Below are 23,875 nucleotides of genomic sequence, written 5' to 3'. Positions count from 1 at the left end.
AACAAAAAAAGCGAACCTTTTCAGGTTCGCTTTTTTTGTTGGCCGGATGCGCGGCCGCTCTCCGCGGCTTTAATCTTGTAACGCGATAGGCGCGCTTGCCGTATAGCCTCTTTCACCCCTTGGGCTTTACGGATACCTGCAAACGCCGGGCTAATCCGCCGTAACCGGCATATATCGCTCATACCGGCTTGCGCAGGACGTATTTTTCATAAGCGGACTCATACAGATGCATGGACCACTTGCGGAAATAGTCGTCGGAAGCCCGGTACCCGGCCTCGTACAAGTTTTCGCTGTCCTCCAGGGTCAGATTGAACTGGGTCGAGTTTACGTTGAGCGCAGGTATTTTGATCGTCCGGAAATAGTTGTTCTCTTCGATGTACCGGGTGTCGTGTGCATCCATCATCGTCGTGAACAAAGCCTGGAACATGGAGATAACCCCGTTGATTTTATGAATATGTTTCGGTATTTTGCCGACCAGAGAGAATCCCAAGGTTGGAATGCGGCCCGGCTGCTGTTCCGGCTCGTCGAAAAGCCACAACGGGAAGTTGCTCAGAATGGCCCCGTCCACAATGTACACAAACTGGTTGCGGAACGGTTCATCGTGCCGGGTCTGCCGCGCGGGTTTCCGGATTTTCACGGGATCGAAAAAATACGGAATCGAAGAGCTCATTCGGACGGCCCGGGCAATGGAAAAACGGCCGGGATCGATTCCGTACTGAGCGACGTCGTCCGGAAAAACGAGCAGCTTTCCCTGGGAAATATCCGAAGCCACGATTCGCAGCTGGTTTTTACGGAGATCGCCGAACTTCCGGATTCCTTTGACCTCCAGCTTCTCGCGCACCCAATCTTCCAGGGCGTCTCCGGAATAGAGCCCTTTTTTCCAAATAAGCCTGGCGGCCGACCCCACAATTCCCGTATCGAAAATGGGAGAGCGCTTTAAAAATTTGTGAAACGGGGTTTCGATAATGAGCCGCTTGATTTCTTCCCCCGTGTATCCCGCCGCGAGAAAAGCCGCCACGATTGAACCGGATGAGGTTCCCGCCACGTCGTGAAACTCGAATCCGTTATCCAGCGCCGAGCTGACCGCCCCTGCAAGTGCGATTCCTTTGACACCGCCGCCTTCGAATACCGCGTTGATTTTCATTCCGTCACCTCCGCACACCTTCCCTAGGTATGTATGCGGCAATGGACGTTCCTAGACGCGATTTTCACAGTAAAAAACGAAAAAACGTCCGCCATCTTAGATCGGCAAACGTTTCGGTTTTATTCGGAGTCCGAGCTGTTGTCCAGCTCTGCCCTTATGCTGCGGAGATCTTCCAGCCTGGCTGGGTCCCGGTTCAAATATTCAATCAGCGTTTCGATGCAGGTAATGGAATCCCAGCTCAGATGATGCTCGATTCCTTCCACATCGCGGTAAATATTTTCTTCCTGAACACCGATAACGGTTAAAAATTGTTCCAGCAAGGCATGTCTGTCCACCAGCCGTTTGCCCATTTTTTTGCCTTTTGAAGTCAGAACGAGTCCGCGGTATTTCTCATAAATCAGATATTTATCTTTATCCAGTTTCTGGATCATTTTCGTCACGGAAGAAGGATGCACTTCAAGGCCTTCGGCAATGTCGGACACACGGGCGTAGCCTTTCTCGTCGATCAGTTTGTAGATCCGTTCCAAATAATCTTCCATACTGGGCGTCGCCATCCCGAGTTCCCCCTGCTTTTGCTAAAATTAGTTGCTTATTTGCTTTAGTATAATACCGTTTATTAACTAATAAAGCAAGTTAACGGACTACGCCGCAGCCATTACCGCGAACTTTTCCCACGGTTACGAGCGTTGTCCAGGGTGCAGACTATAGCCGAACGGAAGGACTGTTCCGTTACTTCCCGTCTTAAAGGAGCACGCCATGGCTACTGAACAGATGACCCGCACTAGGAGCACCGCATTGTTCGTGCCGGAGCTCGTTTATTTCGAACCGGACGCCCTCCTGTATCCCAAGGGCAAACGTATTCTGGAATGGGCCCAAAGCAAAGGGCTGCCCATCCACATGACGACTTCCCACAACCGGATTACAAATCTGCCGGGCGAAACCGAGCTGGAGAAGTACCGGATCGCGAAGCGGACGCTTGTGGTGGGAATCCGGAAAACGCTGAAGTTCGATACGTCCAAGCCGTCCGCCGAATATGCCATGCCGATTGCGACAGGCTGTATGGGACATTGTCATTACTGCTATCTTCAAACGACCTTAGGCAACAAACCTTATGTACGGGTATACGTCAATACCGACGATATTCTCAAAGCCGCCAAGCAGTATATCGAAGAAAGAGCCCCCGAAATTACGCGGTTCGAAGCGGCCTGCACCTCCGATCCCGTCGGTTTGGAGCATATTACCGGCTCTCTCAAAGAATATATCGAATTTATGGCCAACGAGCCGCTCGGCCGTCTTCGTTTCGTTACGAAATACCACCATGTCGAACCTCTGCTTGATGCGAAGCATAACAAGCATACCCGGTTCCGGTTCAGCGTAAACGCCGACTATGTCATTAAAAACTTCGAGCCGGCCACCTCGGCGTTTCATGAACGCATCGAGGCGGCCGGCAAAGTGGCCCGCGCGGGTTATCCGCTCGGCTTCATCATCGCCCCGATTATTTGGCACGACGGCTGGGAAAAGGGCTATGAGGAGCTGATCGTCAAGCTCCATAACGCTCTGCCCCCGGAAGCGCTCGACGACTTGACATTCGAGCTGATCCAGCACCGTTTCACGAAGACGGCGAAGAACGTGATCGAACGCCGCTATCCCAAATCCAAGCTGGAGATGGACGAGGCGAAGCGCAAGTATAAATGGGGCCGCTACGGCCGCGGCAAGTATGTATATCCCGATGAGCAGGCGACGGCTTTGCGCGAATTTATTACGGAGCAGATTTTCGATAAGTTTCCGAACGCCAAAATCGAATATTTTACCTGATTGATCCCCGGTCTTCCGAAGCTCATGTCAAAATTGCAGCCATTGGGGCGTTATGTTGTTCAGCCAAATTGTGATTTTGTACATCTGATTGGTGTACAGCAAAATGGCGAATACAATCATGACGCCTCCCCCTATTTTCATAATCGTGGCGGAGTAGCGCAAAATCCATTTGGTAGATCCGATGAAAAAGGACAGGACGAAAAAAGGGATCGCAAATCCGAGCGAATAAGCGCTGATCAGCGGAAGCCACGAGTCCGGCTCGGCGGCAGCCATCACAAGCATGGACGATAAAATCGGTCCGATGCAAGGCGACCAGCCCGCGGCGAAGCCGATTCCGATCAGGACCGATCCGAGATAGCCCGCAGGTTTCCATTTAAGCTGGAGTTTGCGCTCTCTCATCATCCACTTCGGCTGAAAAATTCCGAGCAGGAACAATCCCATCACAAGGATGAGCAGAGCCGCAATTTGTCTGAGCAGATCCCGGTTCGTTACAAAAAACTCCGAAACGGAGCTGGCCGCGAGTCCGAGGCTGTAAAAAATGATTGAAAATCCGAGAATGAATGCAAGCGTATGGGCCATCGTCTGCAGTCTGGCCGCGCCTTTCGTCTGCCCCGACTTAAGTTCACTGACCGAAATTCCGGTGATGTAAGACAAATACGAAGGATACAGCGGCAGACAGCACGGCGAGATAAACGAAGCGAACCCGGCCCAGAAAGCGAGCCAAACATTAACATGCTGCATGTGTAAGCATTCCTCCTGCTTCCGGCCGCCGTTTTTTTAAGCGCGGCGGACCGTTTTCCAAACCAACTGAACGATGAGGACGACGATCAGGGAAAGAACGATGGTCGCTCCCGGCGCAAAATCGTACCACGCCGCCAAGGCCAGTCCCGCGACAACACCGATCTCCGAAATAATGACGGACAGCACGACCGAGTGCCGGAAGCTCTTCGCCGCGAGAAGGCTGCAGGCGACCGGAATCGTAAGAAGCGCGGATACGAGCAGCGCGCCCACGATCTTGATAGACACGGAGATGACCAGCGCCGTGAGCATCGTGATCATGATGTTGTACACTTTCAGCGGCAGCCCGCTTACGCCAGCCGCCTCCTCGTCGAAGAACATGAGGAACAATTCCTTGAAATGCAGGGCAACCACGGCGAGCACAAGGATGCACACGCCGAAAACGACCCACAGGTCGCTGGAATCGAGTGTGTAAATGCTGCCGAAGAAATAGCTCATCACATTAATATTATACCCTTTGCCCAGCGTAAACAACAGCGTAGCCAGCGCCACCCCGCCGGACATGATTATCGCGATGGACAGCTCCGCATACGTTTTGTACGCCTTGCGCAGCTTCTCGATCGCAAACGATGCCAGAAGCGCAAAAAGAAGCCCCATTCCGATCGGATACACGCCGAGAAGAAACCCCAGCGCCACCCCCGCGATCGAAACATGCGCGAGAGTGTCCCCGATCATCGAAAGCCTCCGCAGCACCAGAAAGACACCCATCAACGGAGCGGTCAGCCCGATCAAGATGCCACCGATAAGTGCTCTTACAAAAAACGGTTCCGTAAAAATGTCCAAGCTGCTCGCCCCTTACTTCCTCTTAATCCGCTGTCAACAGGCGGCATGCCTTTATTGACTTGTTTGAAGCTCTCTGACGGTAGAATGCGTCAGGTCGGTCTCTTCGCAATTCTCGGGTTCGTGCGTGTGCTTCACGAAAAACTTCAGTCCTCCGCTCTGCGTCTGCGGTTCCGAACCGAGATAGGACCTCATCATTTCCCGGTCGTGAGACACCATGATGAAGGTCATGTGATGATGCTGGTGCATATGGCGGATCATGTTAAAGAATACCGCCTGACTTTCCGCATCGATCCCCACCGTCGGCTCATCCAGAATGAGCAGTTCGGGATTGTTGGCGATAGCACGCGCAAGAAACACCCTTTGCTGCTGTCCGCCCGACAATTCTCCGATTCTGCGTTTCGCCAGATCTTCGATGCGCATCGCTTCCATCGCATCGTCACACCGGCGCATATCCTCTTTGGTCAGGCGCTTGTACAGCTTCTTTTTCGTGTAAAGCCCCGACATAACCACCTCGCGGACGGTTGCCGGGAACAGCGGATTCAGCGAATTCTTCTGGGGTACGTACCCGATGCGCTCCCAGTCCCGGAACTGCCGGATCGGCTGTCCGAACAAGCGGATATCGCCTTCCGTAGGCTTATGCAGGCCGACCAGCATCCGCAAAAGCGTCGTTTTCCCCGCTCCGTTGGAACCGATCAGTCCTACGAAATCTCTTTCTAGAACGTCAAAATTTAAATCCGTTATAACCGGCTTGCTTCCGTATGAGAAGGAGATGCCGCTGAATTCCACGATTTTGTTATGGCAGCCGTCCGGTTTCCATGTCTCCATTCCGTTCTTCTGCTCCCTTCGCCGCCGGGCGGCTTTCGCTTCTGTCGCTTCGATGATGAGTCTCTTCTATTGTAAAGCTTTCGTCAAATTTTTCAAATTATCTTCCATCACGGAAACATAGTCTTTGCCTTGCTTTACCTGTTCTTCGGTCAACCCTTCCAGCGGATTCAGTACGAGCGTTTCGACCTTCGCGTCTTTGGCCAGCGTTTTCGCCAGTTTGTCCGATACCAGTTCTTCGAAGAAGATATATTTGATCCCGTGCTCCGCGATGTACTCTCTCATTTTCTTCATATCCTGAGCGGTCGGCTCGGCATCCGGGGAAAGGCCCATAATGGCCATCTGAGTCAGCCCGTAGTCATGGCACAAATAGGCGAATGCCTGGTGGGACACGGCAATTTCTTTCTTCGGCAGCCCGGAGAGGCTGTCCTTGTACTGCTTATCCAGAGCGTCCAGTTTGGCCGCGTAAGCCGAATAGTTCGCTTCATAGTCGCTCTTGTGCGCCGGATCGGCTTCAACGAGTGCGTTTTTGATGTTCTCGGACATTTTTTTGGCGTTTTTGGGACTCAGCCACGCGTGAGGGTCTGTATCTTTGCCGGCCTCTTCGGTATGGCTGTGTTCGTCCTTGCCGTGATCGTGATCGTGCCCGTGCGCCTCTTCCCCGGCTTTAAGAAGTTCGACTCCCCCGCTCGCTACGACCGGTTTTACCTTGCTGTCCTTCAAGCTTTTGAGGAAGTCGTCCACCCAGCCTTCAAAACCCGCTCCTTGATAGAGGAACAACTGGGAATCGCCGATATTTTTGATGTCCCGGCCTTTCGGTGTCCAATCATGAGGCTCCACACCCGCTGGTACCAGGTTGATGACATTCACATGGGAGCCCCCGACCTTGACCGCAAAATCGTAAAGCGGGTAAAAGCTCGTCGTGATATTAATTTTATCTTCCGCGACCGCCGACTTCTGGCCGCCTCCGCAACCTGCCAGCAGCAGAGATATCGCCAGTGTCAACCCTGTAAGTATACGCCGTCTTTTCATAGAAAATAACTCCTCTCGGCAGCCTGTCACAATAATCAAGCTGTGTAAATCGTAATTATTTTTATTTACTTGCTGATTATACGGACCCGGCCCGCCTCCTGTCAATACTAATCATAAACATTACGATTAATTGACAAAAATTCGCCCCTCCCCATGTCAAAACCCGGAAAAAACGCGAAACATGTCCGCATTTTTTCCGGGTCGGGAAAGGGGGTTATTTCACGATGGCGCCGTTCGGCATCGAATCCGGCACGGTCGCCAGTGTCAGCCCGTCGCCTTCGGAAGCCGCCAGGATCATCCCCTGCGACTGCACGCCCCGAAGCTTCACCGGCTTCAGGTTCGTCACGCAGATGACCTTGCGTCCGACAAGCTCTTCCGGCTTGTAGTACTTCGCGATGCCGGAAACGACCTGCCGCTGCTCGTAGCCGAGGTCCAGCTGGAGCTGAAGCAGCTTGTCGGCGCCCTTGACGGGCTCCGCCGCCGTTACCTGCGCCACGCGCAGCTCCACCTTCGCGAAATCGTCGATACCGATTTCGGGCTTCGCTTCCGGCGCGGGCTTGGCATCCTCCGCCGGAGTCTTCCCGGCCGGAGCGGACCCTTCTGCCGCGGATGCAGGCTCGGCTGCGGCTTCACCGGCCGGCGCCTGACCGCCTGTCATTGCGGCCGCGATGAAGGCGACCTCTTCGGCCATATCCAGACGCGGGAAGAGCGGATCGCCTTTGGCCGTTTTGGTGCCGGCAGGCAGCAGGCCGAACGTGTGAGCACTGTCCCAAGCGGTCAGCGCGCCGGCCTGGATGCCGAGCTGCTCCCAGATCTTCGCAGGCGTGCGGGTCAGGAACGGCTGCAGAAGCACGCTGACGATGCGCTGCGTCTCGAACAGGGCGTACATGACGGAGCCTAGCGTGCCGTGGTTTACGTCGTCTTTGGCCAGAGCCCAGGGCTGCGTCTCGTCGATGTATTTGTTGGCGCGTCTGACAAGCGCCCAGATAGCCGCCAGGGCAGTCGAAAACTCCATTTTCTCCATCTGCGCTTCTACGGTTTCAACCGTTTCCTTCGCCGTTGCGATCAGTTCCTTGTCAAAAGCCGTAACTCCCGGATGGAAGTCCGGAACGACGCCGTCGAAATATTTGCCGAGCATCGCCAGAGTCCGGTTAAGCAGATTCCCCAGATCGTTGGCGAGATCGTAGTTGATCCGCTCGACAAACGCCTCGGGCGTAAAGGTGCCGTCCGATCCGAAAGGCACTTCGCGCAGCAGGTAATAGCGCAGTGCATCGAGTCCGAAATGGTCGATCAGCGTGACCGGATCTACGACGTTGCCTTTGGATTTCGACATTTTGCCGTCCTTCATGAGAAGCCAGCCGTGCGCGAACACTTTTTTCGGCAGAGGCAGGTCCAGGGCCATCAGCATAATCGGCCAGTAGATGGTGTGGAAGCGGACAATCTCCTTGCCCACGAGATGGACGTCGGCCGGCCAGTAGCGCTCATACTTCGACGGATCTTCGCTGCCGTAGCCGAGGGCCGTAATATAATTCGTCAGCGCGTCGATCCAGACGTAGATGACATGCTTGGGGTTGCCGGGCACTTTAATGCCCCAATCGAACGTCGTCCGCGAAACGGCGAGATCTTCCAGCCCCGGCTTGATGAAGTTGTTGATCATTTCGTTCTTGCGGGATTCCGGTTGAATGAACTCCGGGTTTTCCTCGTAATATTTAAGCAGTCTGTCGGCATATTTACTCATCCGGAAGAAATAGCTTTCCTCTTTCACCCATTCGACCGGACGTCCGCAGTCGGGACACTTGCCGTCAACCAGCTTATTTTCCAGGAAAAAGGATTCGCAAGGCGTACAGTACCAGCCTTCGTAAGTATCCAGGTAAATGTCTCCCTGCTGAGTCAGGCGGTCGAAAATTTTCTGAACGGTGTCCTTATGCCGCTGGTCCGTCGTGCGGATAAAATCATCGTAGGAAATATCCAGCCGGCTCCACAAGGATTTGATGCCGTCGACGATTTCATCCACGAACGCCTGGGGGGTCAGCCCCTTTTCCTTCGCTTTGCGCTCGATTTTCTGGCCGTGCTCGTCCGTGCCCGTCAAATACATGACATCATAGCCGCGAAGCCGCTTGTAGCGCGCCATGGCGTCTCCCGCCACCGTCGTATAGGCATGCCCGATATGAAGTTTGTCGCTGGGGTAATAAATCGGTGTCGTTAAATAAAAGGTTTTCCGGTTGTTGTCCATGTTACCCATCCTCTTTCTTCGTAATGTTCTATGAAAACGAGACGCGGAAGCGGAAAATCACAAAAAGCCCCCGTCCAACAAAGGGACGAGAGCTGCGCTCACGCGGTACCACCCAGATTCCTCCGCCTCTTGCGAGGGCGAAGCTCGGCAGCCGCCGGCTGCCCGGCGGCTCCGTCCGTTAACGCCGGACAAGCGATGCCCCCTTACGCCCTGACGCGGGAAGGGTAATCCTTCCTCATCCGGGCCGCTCGAAGGCATGTTCTCCTGGACCATACTCCGGGGTTCCGACTGCACCGGCTTTCACCTGACCCGGCTCTCTGCAGCAGCTTCCTCCCGTACTCATCCGTTCATCGAACCTGTCTATTCATAAAGTGATGATCGTTCTAGCTTCATTGTTCCCGCGAAAAGGCAGGTTTAACCAACAATATAGCGAATCCCGCAAATTGTGTCAACCGGTATTTCGCCCCTCTTTCCGCGGCGGTGGAACCGGATCGACCCCGCCCGGGTGAAAAGGATGGCAGCGGCAGATCCGCTTGGCCGCCAGCCACGATCCGTATAACGGCCCGTGCCGCTCTATCGCCTCCAGCGCGTACTGGGAACAGGTCGGATAGAAGCGGCAGGTAGGCGGTTTAAGAGGGGATATATATTTACGGTAGGCGTGAATGGGTGCCTGGAGCACCTTTTTCATTTCTGGCAATCCTTGCAGTATCCGTAGATCTCGAATTTATGTTTGACCGCCTTGAAGTCTTCCGGCAATCCCTTCACCTCGTCCATAGGACAAAAGACGAACGGGATCGTTTTCTCGCACTGCAGGCAGATCAGATGATGATGGTGATCCATCTCCGAACAACGGGCACGGAACTTGATCCCGTCTTCGAAGACAAACTGTTCCAGCACGCCCATGTCGTGCATGATTCTCAAATTGCGGTAGACCGTATCAAAACTGAGGCCGCCGTATGTTTTCCCCATGCTTTCATACACGGCTTTCGGTGTCACATACCCTTCGGACTTGGCGAACAATTCCGCCAACGTGCGTCTTTGATCGGTTATCCGCATCCCTTGTTCGGACATGGCCTGTATAATTTCTTCGGCTTTCACTGCGGTCCCTCCAAGCTGCATCTTATCTCTTAATAATGCCTTATAAGGACAGCAGCGTCAACAAGGGAGCAGGCCGAAGGTCCCGCTTTTAGACCGTCGATGCGGATACGCCCGCTCCGGTCACTTATACCGGACTTGCGGCGGCGCTTGCCCGCACACTTCCCTTCGAAAGGTTTGCGGCGGACAAGACGCTCCGTTCAAGCCGTTAAGCCGGTAGGGTCCGGGAACCCCTACAGGGAAGCTTAATCCCCGCTCTCCCCGCCGCTTTCTTTCATTTCATCATCGGCATAATATATCAGCCTCTCTCCGGGGGCAAACAGCTTAAACTTCTGGTGAGGGTACGTATGATGGACATAGTCGACAAAATAAGCCGGATTCTCCGTATTGAACGCAAACAGGTCGTAGTGCATGGGCACGATCAAATCCGCTCCGATCCCGACCCCGAGATCCGCGGCTTCACGGAAATTCATATTGCCCATGAGATTAGCTTCGTACCGTTTGATATCCCGGCCGTTAATCGGCAGGCAGGCAATATCGATCCGGTGCGGACGAAGCGTCTCCAGCAGACCCGCGTATCCGACCGTATCTCCGGCATGATACAGCGTAACTCCGTTGAGCTCTATGACATAGCCGAGATACCGGTGATTCCCGTTCTCATCCGTTTCGAAGTCTTCGTGCTTGCCGGTCACCGGCGTAATCCGCATATCCCGGAAGTCGATCATCTGCCCCGCCCGGGCTCCGATTACCGCGTCCGGAGCAATCCCGAGCTCTGTCAGCTGCGGAACCACCGGTGCCGGACAGATCCACGACGCTTGCGGGGAAGCGATCGCTATCGCGCGTACGGAGACCGGATCGAGATGGTCGGGGTGATCGTGCGTGATCAGAACGAGATCCGCATGCCCGATGAGCTCCGGGGAAAGAGGTGTTTCGAAGTTGCGCGGCGAATGGCCGAATTCGTCATCTATGTAATTGCTTAAATACGGATCCACATATCCGATGATTCCCGCCGCTTTAAAAGCTATGCCTTCCTGACCCAGATGCCAGAGAGCAAGGGCCTTATCCGGAACGAGCGTACGGTCGATTTGTCCGATGATCGGTTCGCCCCGTTTGGTTTTGTCTTTGTTTTTGTCTTTTTTATCTGCCACCTTAAGATCGCTCCTCTTCGCTAGTTTAAGAACTCCATCAGGTTTTTTAGCCGTTTTCACCGGGTCTCAAACAATCTTCCGGGTTTTGGCAGGTCGGAGCGTTTCGGTTTCCGGCAGGAAGTATACTATAATGAGTATGCTTTATTTCGATACACGCGTGGAAAGATTCTAGGACGGAAGGAGCTGACTCTATTGATTATCGATGTTTTTCAGGATACCGTCTGTCCCTGGTGCCGGATCGGTAAGTCCTATCTGACGGAGGCCCTCGGTTTATGGAAAGGCGAACCCGTTTCTGTCCGCTTCAGGGCCTTCCGCCTCGACCCGTCTATCCCGCCTAAGGGCGTCCCCTTTACGGAAGCGATGAACCGGAAGCTGCAGGACCCCCAAGGGGAAAAGCTGCAGGCCGTACTGGACGGCGTCACGCGGGCCGGACGGCAGGCGGGCGTCCCCTTCCGTTTTGACCGGATATTGTCGATGCCGGATACCCGCCTCTCTCATCAACTGATCGCCGCCGTGCCGGAGAGTTCGAAATCGCTCGTCCTTGACCGCATTTACCGGGCCTATTTTGAAGAGGGCCTTGACATCGGCACGGAATCCGTACTGCTGCGGATTGCCGGGGAATGCGGATTAAATCCAGCCGAAACCGCAAAGCGCCTTCATCACGAAGACGTCGAAAACAGCGTACGGGCGGATTATGCCCTCGCTAAGCGGCTGAACATAAACGGTGTGCCTTTTTTTATCCTCAATAAAAAAGTCGGCTTCTCCGGAGCCAGACCTCCCGAGGCTCTGGTGGACATTATGAAGCGCGTAAGCGAGAACCGGGAATAACGGGATAGGCCGGGCACGGACAGGATCACGACGACGATGACGATTTTGCCCTGTACCGGCCGGCCGTCGGCCGCCTGCACTCTTTTGCATATCTTCACAAAAATGCAGCGGGTCCAGACGGCTTTTCGTAAAAATTTGGACTCCCCGGGCGTCCGTCCATGACAAACGCCCCCGCCCTTCATAAGATAACTCTGTAAACAAAGCACAACACAAACTCGGGGAGGCGTTAACATGTCGGGTTACGGAGCAGGCATTGGGTTCACGAGCACAGCGGTCATTCTGGTTCTTTACATCTTGCTGGTCATTGTTCTTGCAACATTCTAAGCAGCTACAAGGATTCCATATCCAGTACATTCTCCGCTATAGAAGAAACACAAGAAAACGCCGCGGAAACGCGGCGTTTTCTTGTGTTTGAGTTTATTAAGACACGACCTGCTGAAGCAGCACTTGTTCTTCAGGAGGTTCCTTGCGTACGATCAGCCGTACGATCCGCATATGCTCTACTTCATCAATGATAAACTGAAGCGGCCCCAGGTGGATGCGCTGGTTTTTCATAGGCGGAATTTCCACCTGGGAATAAACCCAGCCGCCGATCGTATCGTAATGCTCGGTTTCGATTTCCGTACCGAAATGATTGTTCACTTCCTCGATAAGCATCATGCCGTCGATCGAGTACGTAAATTCGTCTTTCTTCTCCATAACGGGACGTTCATGGTCGAATTCGTCCTGCAGCTCGCCGACGATTTCTTCCAGAATGTCTTCAACCGTTACAAGACCCGACGTGCCGCCGTATTCGTCGATCAGCAGCGCCACTTCCGTTTTGCGTTTCTGCATCAGCTTGAGCAGCGTACTGATCGGCATCGACTCGGGCACCGTCATGAGCGGTCTTATAATCTTGCGTATATCGTCAAGCTGGTCGCTTGCTTTTAACAAATCCTTGATATGGACAAAGCCGATAATGTTATCTTTGTCCGGGTCGCAAACCGGATAACGCGTGTAAAGTTCCTGGATGGCCATTTCCTTGTTTTCTTCGAAGGAATGGGCGGCATGCAGGCACACCATTTCCGTACGCGGAATCATAATTTCGCGTGCGTTCGTTTCCGTGAATTCAAAAATATTATCCACCAGGGTGAGTTCCGTATTGTCGATCAGCCCGTTCCGGTGGCTCTCTTTCATCAGCAGCCGGATCTCGTCTTCCGTATGAACCGTATCGTGGTCGCCCTCGGGTTCAATGCCGGATTTGCGGAGCAGCCAGTTGGAGGTTCCGTTCAGCATCCAGATGAAAGGATACATGATTTTGTAAAAAATCAGGACCGGACCGGCAACCCAAAGAGTCACTTCTTCCGATTTGCGGATCGCATACGTTTTGGGAAACTGCTCCCCGATAATAATGTGAAACGCCGTAATAACCGAGAATGCGATGATAAAAGAAATGGTGTGAATAATAACAGGTGGGACACCAATGTTCACCAATAGCGGTTCGAGTACATACGCCACCGTAGGCTCGCCGATCCAACCAAGCGCCAAAGACGTCAGGGTTATGCCGAGCTGGCAGGCGGACAAATACGCATTCATGTTCTGAACGATTTTGCCGGCGAAGCGCGCCTTCACATTCCCTTCCAGGACAAGCGCATCGATACGGCTTGCGCGCACTTTCACCATCGCAAATTCCGCTGCCACAAAAAATCCGTTCAGTAGAACGAGAACCACAATCAGTACAAAATTCAGTAACACTGGTAAAGGGTCACTATCCAATTAATCCCTATCCGCCTCTTGGAAGCAGACAGGTACACCTCCTTTTAAGTTGAAAAATGAAAGATCAAAAAAGGTTTGAGTCCTTCCTACTTTACAGTATAGCGTCTCGCGGTTTTTGAAGTCAAAGCCAGGGATAGCCAGCATAAAGGCGCGAACCGGAGCATCGTCCGGATTGTGACACCCCTTTCGCAATTTTTGAGGATTTACTCCATGCTATTCGCCGCGGCTTGGAATTTATACCATTTTCGGCACCGTTGCAGCCTCCTTTTTCTGCTCCCCGCATAACTTTCGTCAGGCATTCCCATATTAAAAAAAGAACGGCATCAAAAAAATTACCGCCGGGAGGAATGCGATTATGCCTGGTATCCGGTTCCGGTCCCGCCGTCTGCTCGTTTTGACTCTATTGCTTGCAGGCTTGTCCATATGTACAGGACTCGAAGGCGCTGCGTCGGCACACGTGGACGAACCCCCAGCAGTCAGAAAGGCCGCCATCATCATCGACGACCTCGGCAACAACATGAAAGGCACCGAAGCGATTCTGGATTTGCCTTTTCCGATTACGGCCGCCGTTATGCCGTTTCTCCCTTCCTCGCACAGCGATGCCGAGAAAGCGTTCGGCAAAGGACACGACGTAATCGTCCATCTTCCGATGGAGCCCGTCAGCGGCCGCAAAAGCTGGCTAGGTCCCGGTGTCATTACCACGGATCTGAGCGATGCCGAGGTGCGCAAACGGGTCAACGCCGCCATTGACGATATCCCGCACGCGATCGGAGTGAACAATCATATGGGCTCCAAGGCGACCGGCGATGAACGCGTGATGCGGCTTGTGATGGAGGTGCTGCGAGAAAGAGGGCTCTTCTTTCTGGACAGCCATACGAATTACCGGAGCATCGCCTGCCGGGAGGCCAAAAAAGCCGACGTGCCTTGTTTGGAAAACCATCTTTTTCTGGATGATATCCATACGAAAAGCAAAGTAACCCAGCAGATTCAGCTGATCGGCGCCCATTCCAAAGCGCATCAGCCGTGCATCGCCATCGGCCACGTCGGGGCCAAGGGAGAAATAACGGCCTCGGCCCTGAGGGATACGCTGCCGAAATTGAAGGACACCCTGTCCTTCGTTAAACTCAGCGAGTTATACAAGCCTCCTGCGCCAGAAACGGCCCCGTGAACAAGCGGATCGTCTCCGACCTTATTTCCGGATAAGGAATGGATGCCCCGAGCCGTTATGAGACGCTGCACATGGAAGGCAGTAAGCAGCGCACGATTGTAAACAAAAGGCCCTTGATCGTATTTACCTGATCAAGGGCCTTTTGCCGTGAAAGCTTATCTTTTTCCGCTGAAGTTCCGATTTATAAATTGCCGGGGTCTTCTGGATTAACGGGAGGCGTGGTTTCGCCTTTGCCGTTATCGTAGGCGTTCACTTCGAACGTAATGATTTTGTCGTATAGGATGTAATCCTTACGGTTTTTGAAAGGTCCCTTGTTGTTCTCGTGCTTGTCGATCGCGAACATAACCGGGCCTTTGCCAGCCGCGCGGCCTTCATACCAAGCGATAAACGCGTTCACTTCGTTCATGGAAAGGTCGTACTCTTTCTCGGTTCCGTTGTTAAGCGTGATGACGAGAATAGCGCTGTCACCGGATTCTTCCACCGGCGGAATGACTACGTCTCCCGCTTTAGGAGTAGCGGACGCTTCGTTGGACGGAGCGCTCTCTCCCGCTGGGGCTACAGCCGTTACTACATAGTAGTAAGTCGTGCCGTTGACGACATTTGTATCGGTGTACGTATACGTCGCACCCGTAACTGAACCGACGGTTACGTACGGACCGCCTGCAGTTGTGCTGCGTTTAACGTTGTAGCTAGTCGCATTGTTCACGCTGTTCCATGCAAGCGTAACTTTCTTGTCCCCGCCTGCGGCTGTCAGGTTAAGCGGAGCGGCAACCGGCGGCTCGACGGATTTGCCGAAGACGTTCCATTCACGGAAGTTACCTTCCGTATGTTTAAGCACTACCGAGGTCACGTTTTTCGCAGGAGACGGTAAATTTTCTGTTTTGTTGTTCAAAGTCGGTACAAAAGTATCGATGAGTGTTTCATCCGCCCTATAAAATTCTATTTTTGAGCCCGGAGCGCCATAGACAATGATCGACTCAATATTCACTGGAGTCTTAAAAGAATACCAGGCCATTCCGCGAACAAGCTGCATGCTGTATTCATCGTTATCAGTCATAATACGAGTCGTTCCCGTAGATTTGCCGAAGGTTGTACCCAGATCCAGTACTTTACGGTCCAATAATCCGCCTGTGTATATGGTCGCTTCCGGTTTTATCGATCTTTCTAAAGAGGGAATACTTTCTCCGGCTGCATTTACGGAAGTTACTACGTAGTAATAAGTTTTTCCATTCACTACAGACTCATCGGCATAGGAGGTTCCTTTAACATTCGCGATCAAAGCATACGGACCGCCAGGAGAAGCGGATCTTCTCACATTATAAGATTCAGCCCCGGTCGTTTTCCAATCCAAATCTACTGATTTGTCTCCTGCCTGTATCCAAGTAATCATTGTGGGCTCTGCTTTGTAAATCGCAGTGTTAAAAACGTTCCACTCGAATACATTTTTGTCTGGATGTTTTAAGACGATAATCGATACGTGTTCCACAGGTTCAGGAAGAGATTCAACACCGTCGTTCGTAACGGGAGTATAGGTACCCACCAATTCTTCTTTCGAATTGTAAAATTCGACAATGGCCCCTTTACCGTTCACAATTACCGCACCAATAGTTTGTTCATCCTCAAATTTGTGCCAGACCAACGGATACTGCATGTAATGCCTGGTTGAAGCATCGCCATCGGTTATTGCTTTTACATCGGCGCCTGTCGGTTGTTGAAAATTAGGGCCCGTTTTCAGCGGAACATTATCCAATAAGCCGCCTAAATAGGTTCCTGCCGCAGCGGCTTCGTTTTGACTCACAACACAAATAAAAAATGCCAAAAGAAACGAAAATAAACTCAGCTTTTTAATCATTTTTAATTTTTCCTCCACTAATATGTTTTTATTTATTATTATAATAATACTATAGGCCTATAAAATAAACTATATATTTTTAAATATAATATTAATAACCTATAAATTTATTTCTTAGTAATATTATTGAAATAGAATGACATAACAAAAAGCACTCCAACTAAATTTTATAGTTAGAGTGCTTTTCCGGTTTTTCACCGATTTAAAACCGATTTAATTATTCCGCATCCGCGGTAATATCCAGAATCACTTTGCCTTTGTTCCGGTTCGCTTCCATCCACTCATGGGCTTCACGCACACGGCTCCACGGGAAAATCCGGTCTACGACCGGATGGAGAGCACCGTCCGCGAAGCCCGGACCGGCCTGCTGCCAGAACTGCTGGGTCAGCCGGATTTTGTCCTCGCGGCTGCGGCTGCGCAGCGTGGACCCGATGATGGAAATCCTTTTCATGAGCAGAGGATTCAAATCAAAGCTCTCCATCGGGACTTCGGAACCGCCCGTCATGCCCACGAGGACGATACGTCCGCCTACGGCGGCGCCGGCCAGATGGTCCGTAAAATACGGGGCGCCCACGAGATCAAGGACAATATCGCTGCCGTGTCCGCCTGTCGCCTCGTTAAGCCAAGGGACGAACGAGCCTTCGCGGTAATTCCAGCCGCCTTCCGCGCCAAGCTCCCGGCAAAATTCAAGCTTTTCGCTTGAGCCCGCCGTCACCAGAGCATGAGCCCCGAATTCCCGGGCCAGCTGAATCGCAGCCGAACCGACCCCGCTTGCGCCTGCATGAATGAGCACGTAGTCTCCTTCCGTCATCCCCCCCAGTTTAACGAGGTTCAGATAAGCCGTCAGAAATGCCTCCGGAATAGCCGCTCCTTCCGCATAACTCAGATTAGCCGGCAGCCGCATCGCCATGCCGGCAGGAACGGCTACCCGCTCGGAATAACCGCCCCCGGGAAGGAGCGCACAGACCCGCTCGCCTTCTCTCCAGCCGGTAACGCCGCTTCCTACCCCTATAACAACGCCTGCCATTTCCAGGCCGAGTATGTCCGATTCCCCCGGAACCGCCGGGTACTTGCCTTCACGCTGCATCAGATCCGCACGGTTGAGACCCGCCGCCTTCACTTGGATAAGCAATTCGCCTTCGCCCGCAACGGGGTCCGGCCTTTCCCCGATATACAGCTCTTCCGGTCCGCCGTATTGTTTGATCTGTACCGCCTTCATCGGGATCACTCCTCTGGTTGATAAACATCTGCAATAGGTATTAGTATACCACGCGCAGATGGCAATTGCTTGCCCGCCGCCCGGCAGCAAAATTGTTCCAACCGAGGTATACTTATAACATCCGCTTGAATTATAGACGCCGGGCCGGGATAAACGCATAGCCCTATTTTTTTCTTAAAAAGATCCCCCCTGCAGCCAATCAGCAGTCAACCGTGCCCGCAAAAAAACAGATCAGAAAGCGAGGCTCCCGATCATGAATCCTTCCAACCGCTCCAACCGGATTTGCACGCTTTTTCAAATCCGCTATCCCCTCATCCAGGCCGGAATGGCCGGAGGAAGCACAACGCCGGCCCTCGTAGCCGCCGTATCCGAAGCCGGCGGCCTCGGGACGCTCGGCGCCGGCTACATGACGCCGGAGCAAATTTCCGCCGCCGTCCGCGAAATCCGCAGCCGGACGGACCGCCCTTTTGCCGTAAACCTGTTCATCCTGCCCGAACCCGGGCAAGGCCCTCATGAACAGGAGCAGCGACAAAAAGCCGACGAAGCTTGGCGGCTGCTTGCTCCCCTGCGGGAGAAAACGGGCACCCGCGAGGAGCGGCCTCCCGCCGTGTGGAGCGAATCGTACCGGGAACAGCTCGCCGTCCTCCTGGAGGAGCGGGTCCCGGTATTCAGCTCCACATTCGACGTGCCGGATGCGGCGACTCTCGCAGAATGCGAGCGTCTCGGCATCCGGACGATCGGCACCGCGACGACCATGCGGGAAGCCGCCGCGCTGGAGGAAGCCGGGGTCGACGCGATCGTCGCCCAGGGCAGCGAAGCCGGCGGCCACCGCGGCACGTTTCCGCGCGATAACGACGGCGAGCCGCCGCTCATCGGCACGATGGCTCTCGTGCCGCAGATCGCGGACCGCGTCCGTGTGCCGGTCATCGCCGCCGGCGGCATCATGGACGGCCGCGGCATAGCCGCCGCGCTGGCCCTCGGGGCGGACGCCGTGCAGCTCGGCACGGCGTTCCTCGCCTGCGTGGAGAGCGGGGCCCACGCCGTCCACAAGGAAGCCGTGCTCTCCGCAAGCGACGAGTCCACCGTGCTCACGCGAGCGGTGTCCGGCAAGCATGCCCGCGGCATCCGGACGGCACTGCTGGAAGAGCTTCAGCCTTTGGAAAGCCGGCTCCCCTCCTATCCCGCGCAGAACGCCCTCACTCAAGGGATCAGACGAAGCGCCGCCAAAGCGGGCAATCCGGCCTATATGGCCATGTGGGCGGGTCAGGCCGCATCTCTCGCCCAACATAACGGAGCCGCTCAAATCATCGAAGAGCTGGTACGGGAAACCGGCGAGGTGCTGAACCGGATGAGCGGACGGAAGCTTTGATCGCAAGCTGCCTACTCACACAAAAAAGCCTGCACGGAAGAGGAAATTTCCTTCCGTGCAGGCTTTTATAATGTACGGCCTTACTTCGTTTTCTTCACCCAATCGGCAATATCCTTGATAACGGAAGCCGGTGTATTGGCCGGTTCATTATACTCGGCGCCGGTCGATTTTTCGTCAACCTCCGCAAATACGTGGTTCAGCTTCGGATACAGCTTATACTCCACGTTCGTACGATCCTTAAGGGCTTCTTTCCATTTGTCCAGATGATAAGCAAGCACCTGGGCATCGTTATCCCCTTGCAGGATCAGCATCGGCTTGTCCTGTTTTTTAGCGATTTCGGAAGCGGAATAGTTGCGGAAATCCATCCACCAGTAGGCGTTGCTCAGCGCAAGATCTTTGGGGAGGTTGTCCACGGAGTACTTCGGATCTTTGATGAGCTTAAGCTGCTGCTCCCAGAAGGCGACCTGCTGCTCCAGCATGCTCGTATCCAGACCCCTTTCCCGGTTGACTTCCAGTTGGTACTTGGACTGCTCCAGCACGACGTCTTCGATGGAATTGGTCGGTCCGGCCATCACGACGGCACCGGCCAGCTTCACGTCCTTGACTCCGTCGATAACGCGCGGAACGACCATTCCTCCCTGGCTGTGACCCGCTACGAAAATGCGCCGGGGATCGATCCCCTCCGTCTTCGCCAGCTGATTAACCGCGTACACGGCATCCGCCACAGTCTCGTCCTGTACGGTAAAAGCCGGCGTAGCCGATTTGAACGGGTGCTCGCGCGTCACTTTCTCGTAGCGGAGAGTGGCGATTCCCTCGGCGGCCAGGCCGACCGCCATATCCCGGAACAGCTTGGAGCCGCCGATGGACTCGTCACGGTCGTTGGCGCCGGAACCGTGAACGAGGACGACAACCGGATGCGGACCCGGTTTACTCGGCAGCGTGAGCGTGCCCGGAAGAGCGAGTCTGCCTTCGCCGAGCTTCACCTCTTTTTCAACATAAGCGCTGGAATCGTCGTAAGACGGTTTCCGGTAAGTATCCGGAGAATAGTAGGGCGGTATGTATAAATCGTCGATACGTTCCTGCTTGTCGAACCGGACTGTCATCTGGAACGGCAGGGTACTCTGCGTTTCGTAGGTCAAATACACATTTTCATGCACGGAATTGCTTGTCGTTCCGACCCCAAGCTGCCCGGTTATCGGACCGTACATGTTGGTGTAGTACTGCGATATGTAGGTAAGCTGATTGGCATTGAGGGATTTTTTGAGATCTGCGTTAAAATAAGAAACCGCGCTCTCGTTTTCTCCCTGCAGCCAGTGACTGGCAAAGGCGCTTGCCGCGGCTTTCAAGTCCCCTTTCGGGATGATCAGCTTACCGGTTTGCGGGTCCCAGGAGACAGCCGTGTGCAAAGCCTCCGTCAAAAAATTCAGAGGAACGAACGTTTTATCGTCCTTGATTTGGACCGCAGCCCCTAGTTCCACTTCTTTATCGTTGATAAGGGCCGTAGATTTTCCGATCGCAAGCGTGATCGTATCGCTCCCGAGCGACAAGGTTACGGTACGCTCTTCGTTATTCCAGGCCACCTTGGCTCCGGCCGTTTCGCTTACAAGACGCAGAGGAGCGAGAACGGTCGCCGCGTTCGTATCGGAAGCGGAGACCGGTCCGGCAGCCGCTTTTTCGGCGGTAACTGTATCTGCGGAAGCCGCAGCCGCGGGAACCGCACCGGCGAGCAGCATGGAAGCAATCACGGCGGATTGCCAGATTGGCAGATGTTTTTTCATGAGGTCACCTCAATTTTGAAATAGTTGGGGAATCTAGCAGCCTCTTTCTAGCAGCCGCCATCTATCAGTATAGCACAATCTTCCAAACGGTCGACGGGACTTAAGTAGGAAGTACGCCAAAAAGGCAGGTCCCGCGGGACCTGCCTTTATTAAGAGAATTTAGGCGCGGCCAAGGAAGGCGCCCAGCATCCAAACGTGTTTCTGAAGCGATGCCTGCAGCTCGGTCAGCATATCCGCCGTCGGCTCGTCACCTTCTTCTTCAGCGGCCGTAATGCTTTCCTGAAGGAACCCGATCAGCCGTTCAAAGTCGCCGCGCACGGCTTCTACCATCTGCTCCGCGGTTTCGGAACCCGCAGCTTCCTGCAGACGGGCCAGCTTTAAAGCCTCGGCGAGTGTCGCGACGGGTTTGCCTTTCAACGCCAGCACCCGCTCCGCGATTTCGTCGATATGCTGAGCCGCTTCGTTGTAAAACTCTTCGAATTTTTCATGAAGCGTAAAGAAATGAGGCCCGTTAACGAACCAGTGGAAGTTGCGCAGTTTCATGGAAAGGACCGTCCAGTCGGCGGCCAGATGATTTAATTGGGTAACAGTTTTCACTCGGGTCAAAGTTGTCATCGTTCGTTTCCTCCTTGATAACGCTCATTTGGGTTTATTTATTCTTCTTTTGTTGCCGTACATTTAGTTTACCATCAGCCTTATTTAAAATCAATACTTAATTAGAATTATTATAAATAATAAATGTGAAAAAGGCAGGAGATCACTCCCGCCCTTTTGACTTATGAAGTTTAATCGTCTTTTTTGGCTAAGGCCGCCTTAAGAGCATCCCCCAGACTCGACCCTAAATCTTCTTGCTTGCTGTACTGCTTGACGAGCTTCTGCTGCTGATGCTTGGCGACTTTCCCCGTACTTTCGCCCAGCACTTCGACGACATTGCACGGGAGGCACTGCACGTATTTGCCCGCTTTGCCGGTTTTCAGCTCCATCTTCTTATGACACTGCGGGCAGCGCCGGTTGACGAGCTGCTTCTCCGCGGAGCGGCGGTATTCGCACTCACGGTTTGCGCACACGAGCATTTTGCCGCGTTTGCTTTTCCGCTCCATTAACCGTTCTCCGCATTCGGGACACTGGCTGTTCGTCAGGTTGTGCGGCTTGTATTCCGTCTGGCTCGTTCTTACGCCGGTTACAAGCTGCTTGGTCATATCGCGGATTCCGCTGAGGAACGTTTCGGTGCGGCCCCGTCCCCGGGCGATATCTTCAAGCTCCTGCTCCCACTTGGCCGTCAGCTCGGGAGAACGCAGCTCCTCGGCAACCAGCTCGATCAATTGTGTGCCTTTGCCCGTCGGGTGGAGGCACCCGCCTTCGCGCTCGATCGTATCGGAGCTGACGAGCTTCTCGATAATTTCCGCCCGCGTTGCCGGCGTACCGAGGTGGTGCTTCTCCATCTGCGTCAGGAGCGTCGCCTCCGTATGCCGCTTCGGCGGCTGGGTCCGGTGTGTGCCGACACGGCAGCGGACTGTCCCGGCGCTATCCCCGGCGGACAGCGCGGGAAGCTCTTGCAGATCCGCGCGGTCGGCGCCTTCTCCGCCGTCCTCTTCGTCGCCGTCACCGGAATCCGCGGCGGTTCCCGGTCCGTACACGCTCCGCCAGCCCGCATCCTTCACGACGCGGCCGGCCACGTGGAACGGCTCGCCGTCCACTTCGACGACCATCGCAGTCGTCTCGTAACGGGCAGCCGGATAGAACAGGGCGAGAAACCGCCGGACGATGAGGTCGTACAGCTTCCTCTCGTCCGTTGAGAGAGCGGACAGATTCACGTATTCATCCGTCGGAATGATCGCATGGTGGTCCGACACTTTCGAATCGTCCACAATCCGCTTCGACACGGGCAGTTGGCCCTTCATGAGCGGTTTCGCGAGCGGCGCGTACGGGCCGACGGCAACGGACTGGAGCCGCTCCTTGAGCGTGCCCGTCATATCGCTGGTGAGGTACCGCGAATCCGTCCGCGGGTACGTCACGAGCTTATGCTGCTCGTAGAGCCGCTGGAGCGTCGAGAGCGTATGCTTCGCCGAGAAGCCGAACCGGCGGTTCGCATCGCGCTGGAGCTCCGTCAAGTCGTACGCGAGCGGCTGGGGCTCCGTCTTCTCGCTCTTCTTGACGGAGACGACTTTGCCGCTCTTGCCCGAGACGCGCTGCACGAGCGCGTCGACACGCTCGCGCTCGAAGAGGCGGCTCTCGCCGGAACGCTGGCGCCACGTCCCGCGGAACGCGCCGAAATCCGCCTGCACGGTCCAGTACTCCACGGACCGGAAGTTCCGGATTTCCTTCTCGCGGTCCATGATCATCCCGAGCGTCGGGGTCTGGACGCGTCCGGCCGAAAGCTGCGCGTCGTACTTGCTCGTGAGCGCGCGGGTGATGTTCAGGCCGATCAGCCAATCGGCCTCGGCCCGGCAGACCGCCGACTGGAACAGGCGGTCGTATTGTTTGCCGGGCTTCAGGTTCGCGAAGCCCTCGCGGATCGCCTTGTCGGTCTGCGAGGAAATCCAGAGCCGCTGAAACGGCTTGTTCCACCGCACCATTTCCATGATCCAGCGCGCGACAAGCTCGCCTTCGCGGGCGGAGTCCGTCGCGATGATCAGCTCCGCCAAATCTTTGCGTTTCGCCAGATCCGCAATGGCGCGGAACTGGTGGGACGTTTCCTTGAGCACTTTAAGCTTCATGCGGCCCGGAATGATGGGCAGATCTTCCAGATTCCACTTCTGATAACGGGTATCGTAATCTTCGGGCTCCGCAAGGCCGACGAGATGACCGAGCGCCCAGGTCACCACATGTCCGGGACCTTCGTAATACGATTTATGCTTTTGACCGCATCCGAGCACACGGGCGATTTCTTTTGCCACGCTCGGTTTTTCGGCCAGTACAAGTGATTTGCTCATCGAATTCTCCTTTAATAAACCGGTAACGGTCCGGTATGCCCGATTGCGGGGTTTCCCGGTACCGTTCCTCTCGTTTCCTTCTTCTATTGTAAAAACGTTTCCG

At 54.3% G+C, this 23,875-nt stretch carries 21 protein-coding genes; 5 read left to right on the top strand and 16 right to left on the bottom strand.

The features are described from left to right. Window positions 1-178 precede the first annotated feature (178 nt). Window positions 179-1,144, bottom strand: coding sequence for a patatin-like phospholipase family protein (locus ABH899_RS07550; RefSeq protein ID WP_009674905.1), 966 nt, complete (start codon window positions 1,142-1,144; stop codon window positions 179-181). Between the two features lie 119 nt (window positions 1,145-1,263). Next, window positions 1,264-1,698 (bottom strand): transcriptional regulator MntR, encoded by a 435-nt coding sequence (gene mntR / locus ABH899_RS07545; RefSeq protein WP_009674896.1) that lies wholly within the window; start codon window positions 1,696-1,698, stop codon window positions 1,264-1,266. Window positions 1,699-1,900: 202 nt separating this feature from the next. Here mntR and splB point away from each other — a divergent pair, with 202 nt between their 5' ends. After that, window positions 1,901-2,959, top strand: coding sequence for a spore photoproduct lyase (splB, locus tag ABH899_RS07540; protein WP_218229748.1), 1,059 nt, complete (start codon window positions 1,901-1,903; stop codon window positions 2,957-2,959). 27 nt (window positions 2,960-2,986) lie between these two features. Here the strand turns inward: splB and ABH899_RS07535 are convergent, their stop codons facing one another. From ABH899_RS07535 to ABH899_RS07500, 8 genes are all read right to left on the bottom strand, one after another. Beyond that, the gene (locus tag ABH899_RS07535) at window positions 2,987-3,700 is read right to left on the bottom strand and encodes a cytochrome c biogenesis CcdA family protein (RefSeq protein WP_103995243.1); all 714 of its coding nucleotides are present in this window, start codon (window positions 3,698-3,700) and stop codon (window positions 2,987-2,989) included. Window positions 3,701-3,736: 36 nt separating this feature from the next. Continuing rightward, window positions 3,737-4,540 carry a metal ABC transporter permease gene (locus tag ABH899_RS07530; protein ID WP_009674868.1) on the bottom strand — a complete coding sequence of 268 codons (804 nt, stop codon included), beginning with the start codon at window positions 4,538-4,540 and terminating at the stop codon, window positions 3,737-3,739. A gap of 51 nt (window positions 4,541-4,591) precedes the next feature. Further along, the gene (locus ABH899_RS07525) at window positions 4,592-5,365 is read right to left on the bottom strand and encodes a metal ABC transporter ATP-binding protein (protein WP_009674866.1); all 774 of its coding nucleotides are present in this window, start codon (window positions 5,363-5,365) and stop codon (window positions 4,592-4,594) included. A 66-nt stretch (window positions 5,366-5,431) separates the two neighbouring features. Then, complete coding sequence (locus ABH899_RS07520) at window positions 5,432-6,394, bottom strand: metal ABC transporter substrate-binding protein (RefSeq protein ID WP_369995298.1); 963 nt, start codon at window positions 6,392-6,394, stop codon at window positions 5,432-5,434. A 214-nt stretch (window positions 6,395-6,608) separates the two neighbouring features. Beyond that, window positions 6,609-8,627 carry a methionine--tRNA ligase gene (gene metG, locus ABH899_RS07515; RefSeq protein ID WP_369995297.1) on the bottom strand — a complete coding sequence of 673 codons (2,019 nt, stop codon included), beginning with the start codon at window positions 8,625-8,627 and terminating at the stop codon, window positions 6,609-6,611. A gap of 448 nt (window positions 8,628-9,075) precedes the next feature. Further along, the gene (gene yidD / locus ABH899_RS07510) at window positions 9,076-9,315 is read right to left on the bottom strand and encodes a membrane protein insertion efficiency factor YidD (protein ID WP_218229745.1); all 240 of its coding nucleotides are present in this window, start codon (window positions 9,313-9,315) and stop codon (window positions 9,076-9,078) included. After that, window positions 9,312-9,725 (bottom strand): Fur family transcriptional regulator, encoded by a 414-nt coding sequence (locus tag ABH899_RS07505; protein WP_009673233.1) that lies wholly within the window; start codon window positions 9,723-9,725, stop codon window positions 9,312-9,314. The genes yidD and ABH899_RS07505 overlap by 4 nt, the downstream gene beginning before the upstream one ends. Before the next feature lie 242 nt (window positions 9,726-9,967). Next, a complete protein-coding gene (locus tag ABH899_RS07500) occupies window positions 9,968-10,870 on the bottom strand; it encodes an MBL fold metallo-hydrolase (protein WP_369995294.1) in 903 nt (300 codons plus the stop codon). Between the two features lie 192 nt (window positions 10,871-11,062). On the opposite strand from ABH899_RS07500, the gene ABH899_RS07495 reads away from it, so the two are divergent. Continuing rightward, window positions 11,063-11,698 carry a DsbA family oxidoreductase gene (locus ABH899_RS07495; protein WP_369995292.1) on the top strand — a complete coding sequence of 212 codons (636 nt, stop codon included), beginning with the start codon at window positions 11,063-11,065 and terminating at the stop codon, window positions 11,696-11,698. 231 nt (window positions 11,699-11,929) lie between these two features. Continuing rightward, window positions 11,930-12,022 (top strand): YjcZ family sporulation protein, encoded by a 93-nt coding sequence (locus ABH899_RS07490; RefSeq protein WP_206735010.1) that lies wholly within the window; start codon window positions 11,930-11,932, stop codon window positions 12,020-12,022. Window positions 12,023-12,118: 96 nt separating this feature from the next. Here the strand turns inward: ABH899_RS07490 and ABH899_RS07485 are convergent, their stop codons facing one another. Beyond that, window positions 12,119-13,432: a hemolysin family protein gene (locus ABH899_RS07485; RefSeq protein WP_369995289.1), complete on the bottom strand. Its 1,314-nt coding sequence runs from the start codon at window positions 13,430-13,432 to the stop codon at window positions 12,119-12,121. Between the two features lie 376 nt (window positions 13,433-13,808). Here ABH899_RS07485 and ABH899_RS07480 point away from each other — a divergent pair, with 376 nt between their 5' ends. Next, window positions 13,809-14,621 (top strand): divergent polysaccharide deacetylase family protein, encoded by an 813-nt coding sequence (locus ABH899_RS07480; RefSeq protein WP_369995286.1) that lies wholly within the window; start codon window positions 13,809-13,811, stop codon window positions 14,619-14,621. Between the two features lie 181 nt (window positions 14,622-14,802). On the opposite strand, the gene ABH899_RS07475 is transcribed toward ABH899_RS07480, so the two are convergent. Continuing rightward, the gene (locus ABH899_RS07475) at window positions 14,803-16,473 is read right to left on the bottom strand and encodes a fibronectin type III domain-containing protein (RefSeq protein WP_369995284.1); all 1,671 of its coding nucleotides are present in this window, start codon (window positions 16,471-16,473) and stop codon (window positions 14,803-14,805) included. Between the two features lie 217 nt (window positions 16,474-16,690). Continuing rightward, window positions 16,691-17,692 carry an NAD(P)H-quinone oxidoreductase gene (locus ABH899_RS07470; protein WP_009673232.1) on the bottom strand — a complete coding sequence of 334 codons (1,002 nt, stop codon included), beginning with the start codon at window positions 17,690-17,692 and terminating at the stop codon, window positions 16,691-16,693. A 253-nt stretch (window positions 17,693-17,945) separates the two neighbouring features. On the opposite strand from ABH899_RS07470, the gene ABH899_RS07465 reads away from it, so the two are divergent. Further along, window positions 17,946-19,061 (top strand): NAD(P)H-dependent flavin oxidoreductase, encoded by a 1,116-nt coding sequence (locus tag ABH899_RS07465; protein ID WP_369995282.1) that lies wholly within the window; start codon window positions 17,946-17,948, stop codon window positions 19,059-19,061. A gap of 80 nt (window positions 19,062-19,141) precedes the next feature. Here ABH899_RS07465 and ABH899_RS07460 read toward each other — a convergent pair whose 3' ends face one another. From ABH899_RS07460 to ABH899_RS07450, 3 genes are all read right to left on the bottom strand, one after another. Beyond that, a complete protein-coding gene (locus ABH899_RS07460; protein WP_369995280.1) occupies window positions 19,142-20,839 on the bottom strand; it encodes an alpha/beta hydrolase family protein in 1,698 nt (565 codons plus the stop codon). Window positions 20,840-20,998: 159 nt separating this feature from the next. Then, complete coding sequence (locus ABH899_RS07455; protein ID WP_369995277.1) at window positions 20,999-21,454, bottom strand: Dps family protein; 456 nt, start codon at window positions 21,452-21,454, stop codon at window positions 20,999-21,001. A 170-nt stretch (window positions 21,455-21,624) separates the two neighbouring features. Then, window positions 21,625-23,772 carry a DNA topoisomerase III gene (locus ABH899_RS07450; RefSeq protein WP_369995275.1) on the bottom strand — a complete coding sequence of 716 codons (2,148 nt, stop codon included), beginning with the start codon at window positions 23,770-23,772 and terminating at the stop codon, window positions 21,625-21,627. Between the last annotated feature and the right edge of the window lie 103 nt (window positions 23,773-23,875).

Origin of the sequence: Paenibacillus sp. RC84, assembly GCF_041260495.1 — a bacterium.
GTDB lineage: Bacteria > Bacillota > Bacilli > Paenibacillales > NBRC-103111 > Paenibacillus_F.
The sequence above is the reverse complement of the archived record's forward strand: the minus strand, read 5'-3'. Positions and strand labels throughout refer to the sequence as shown.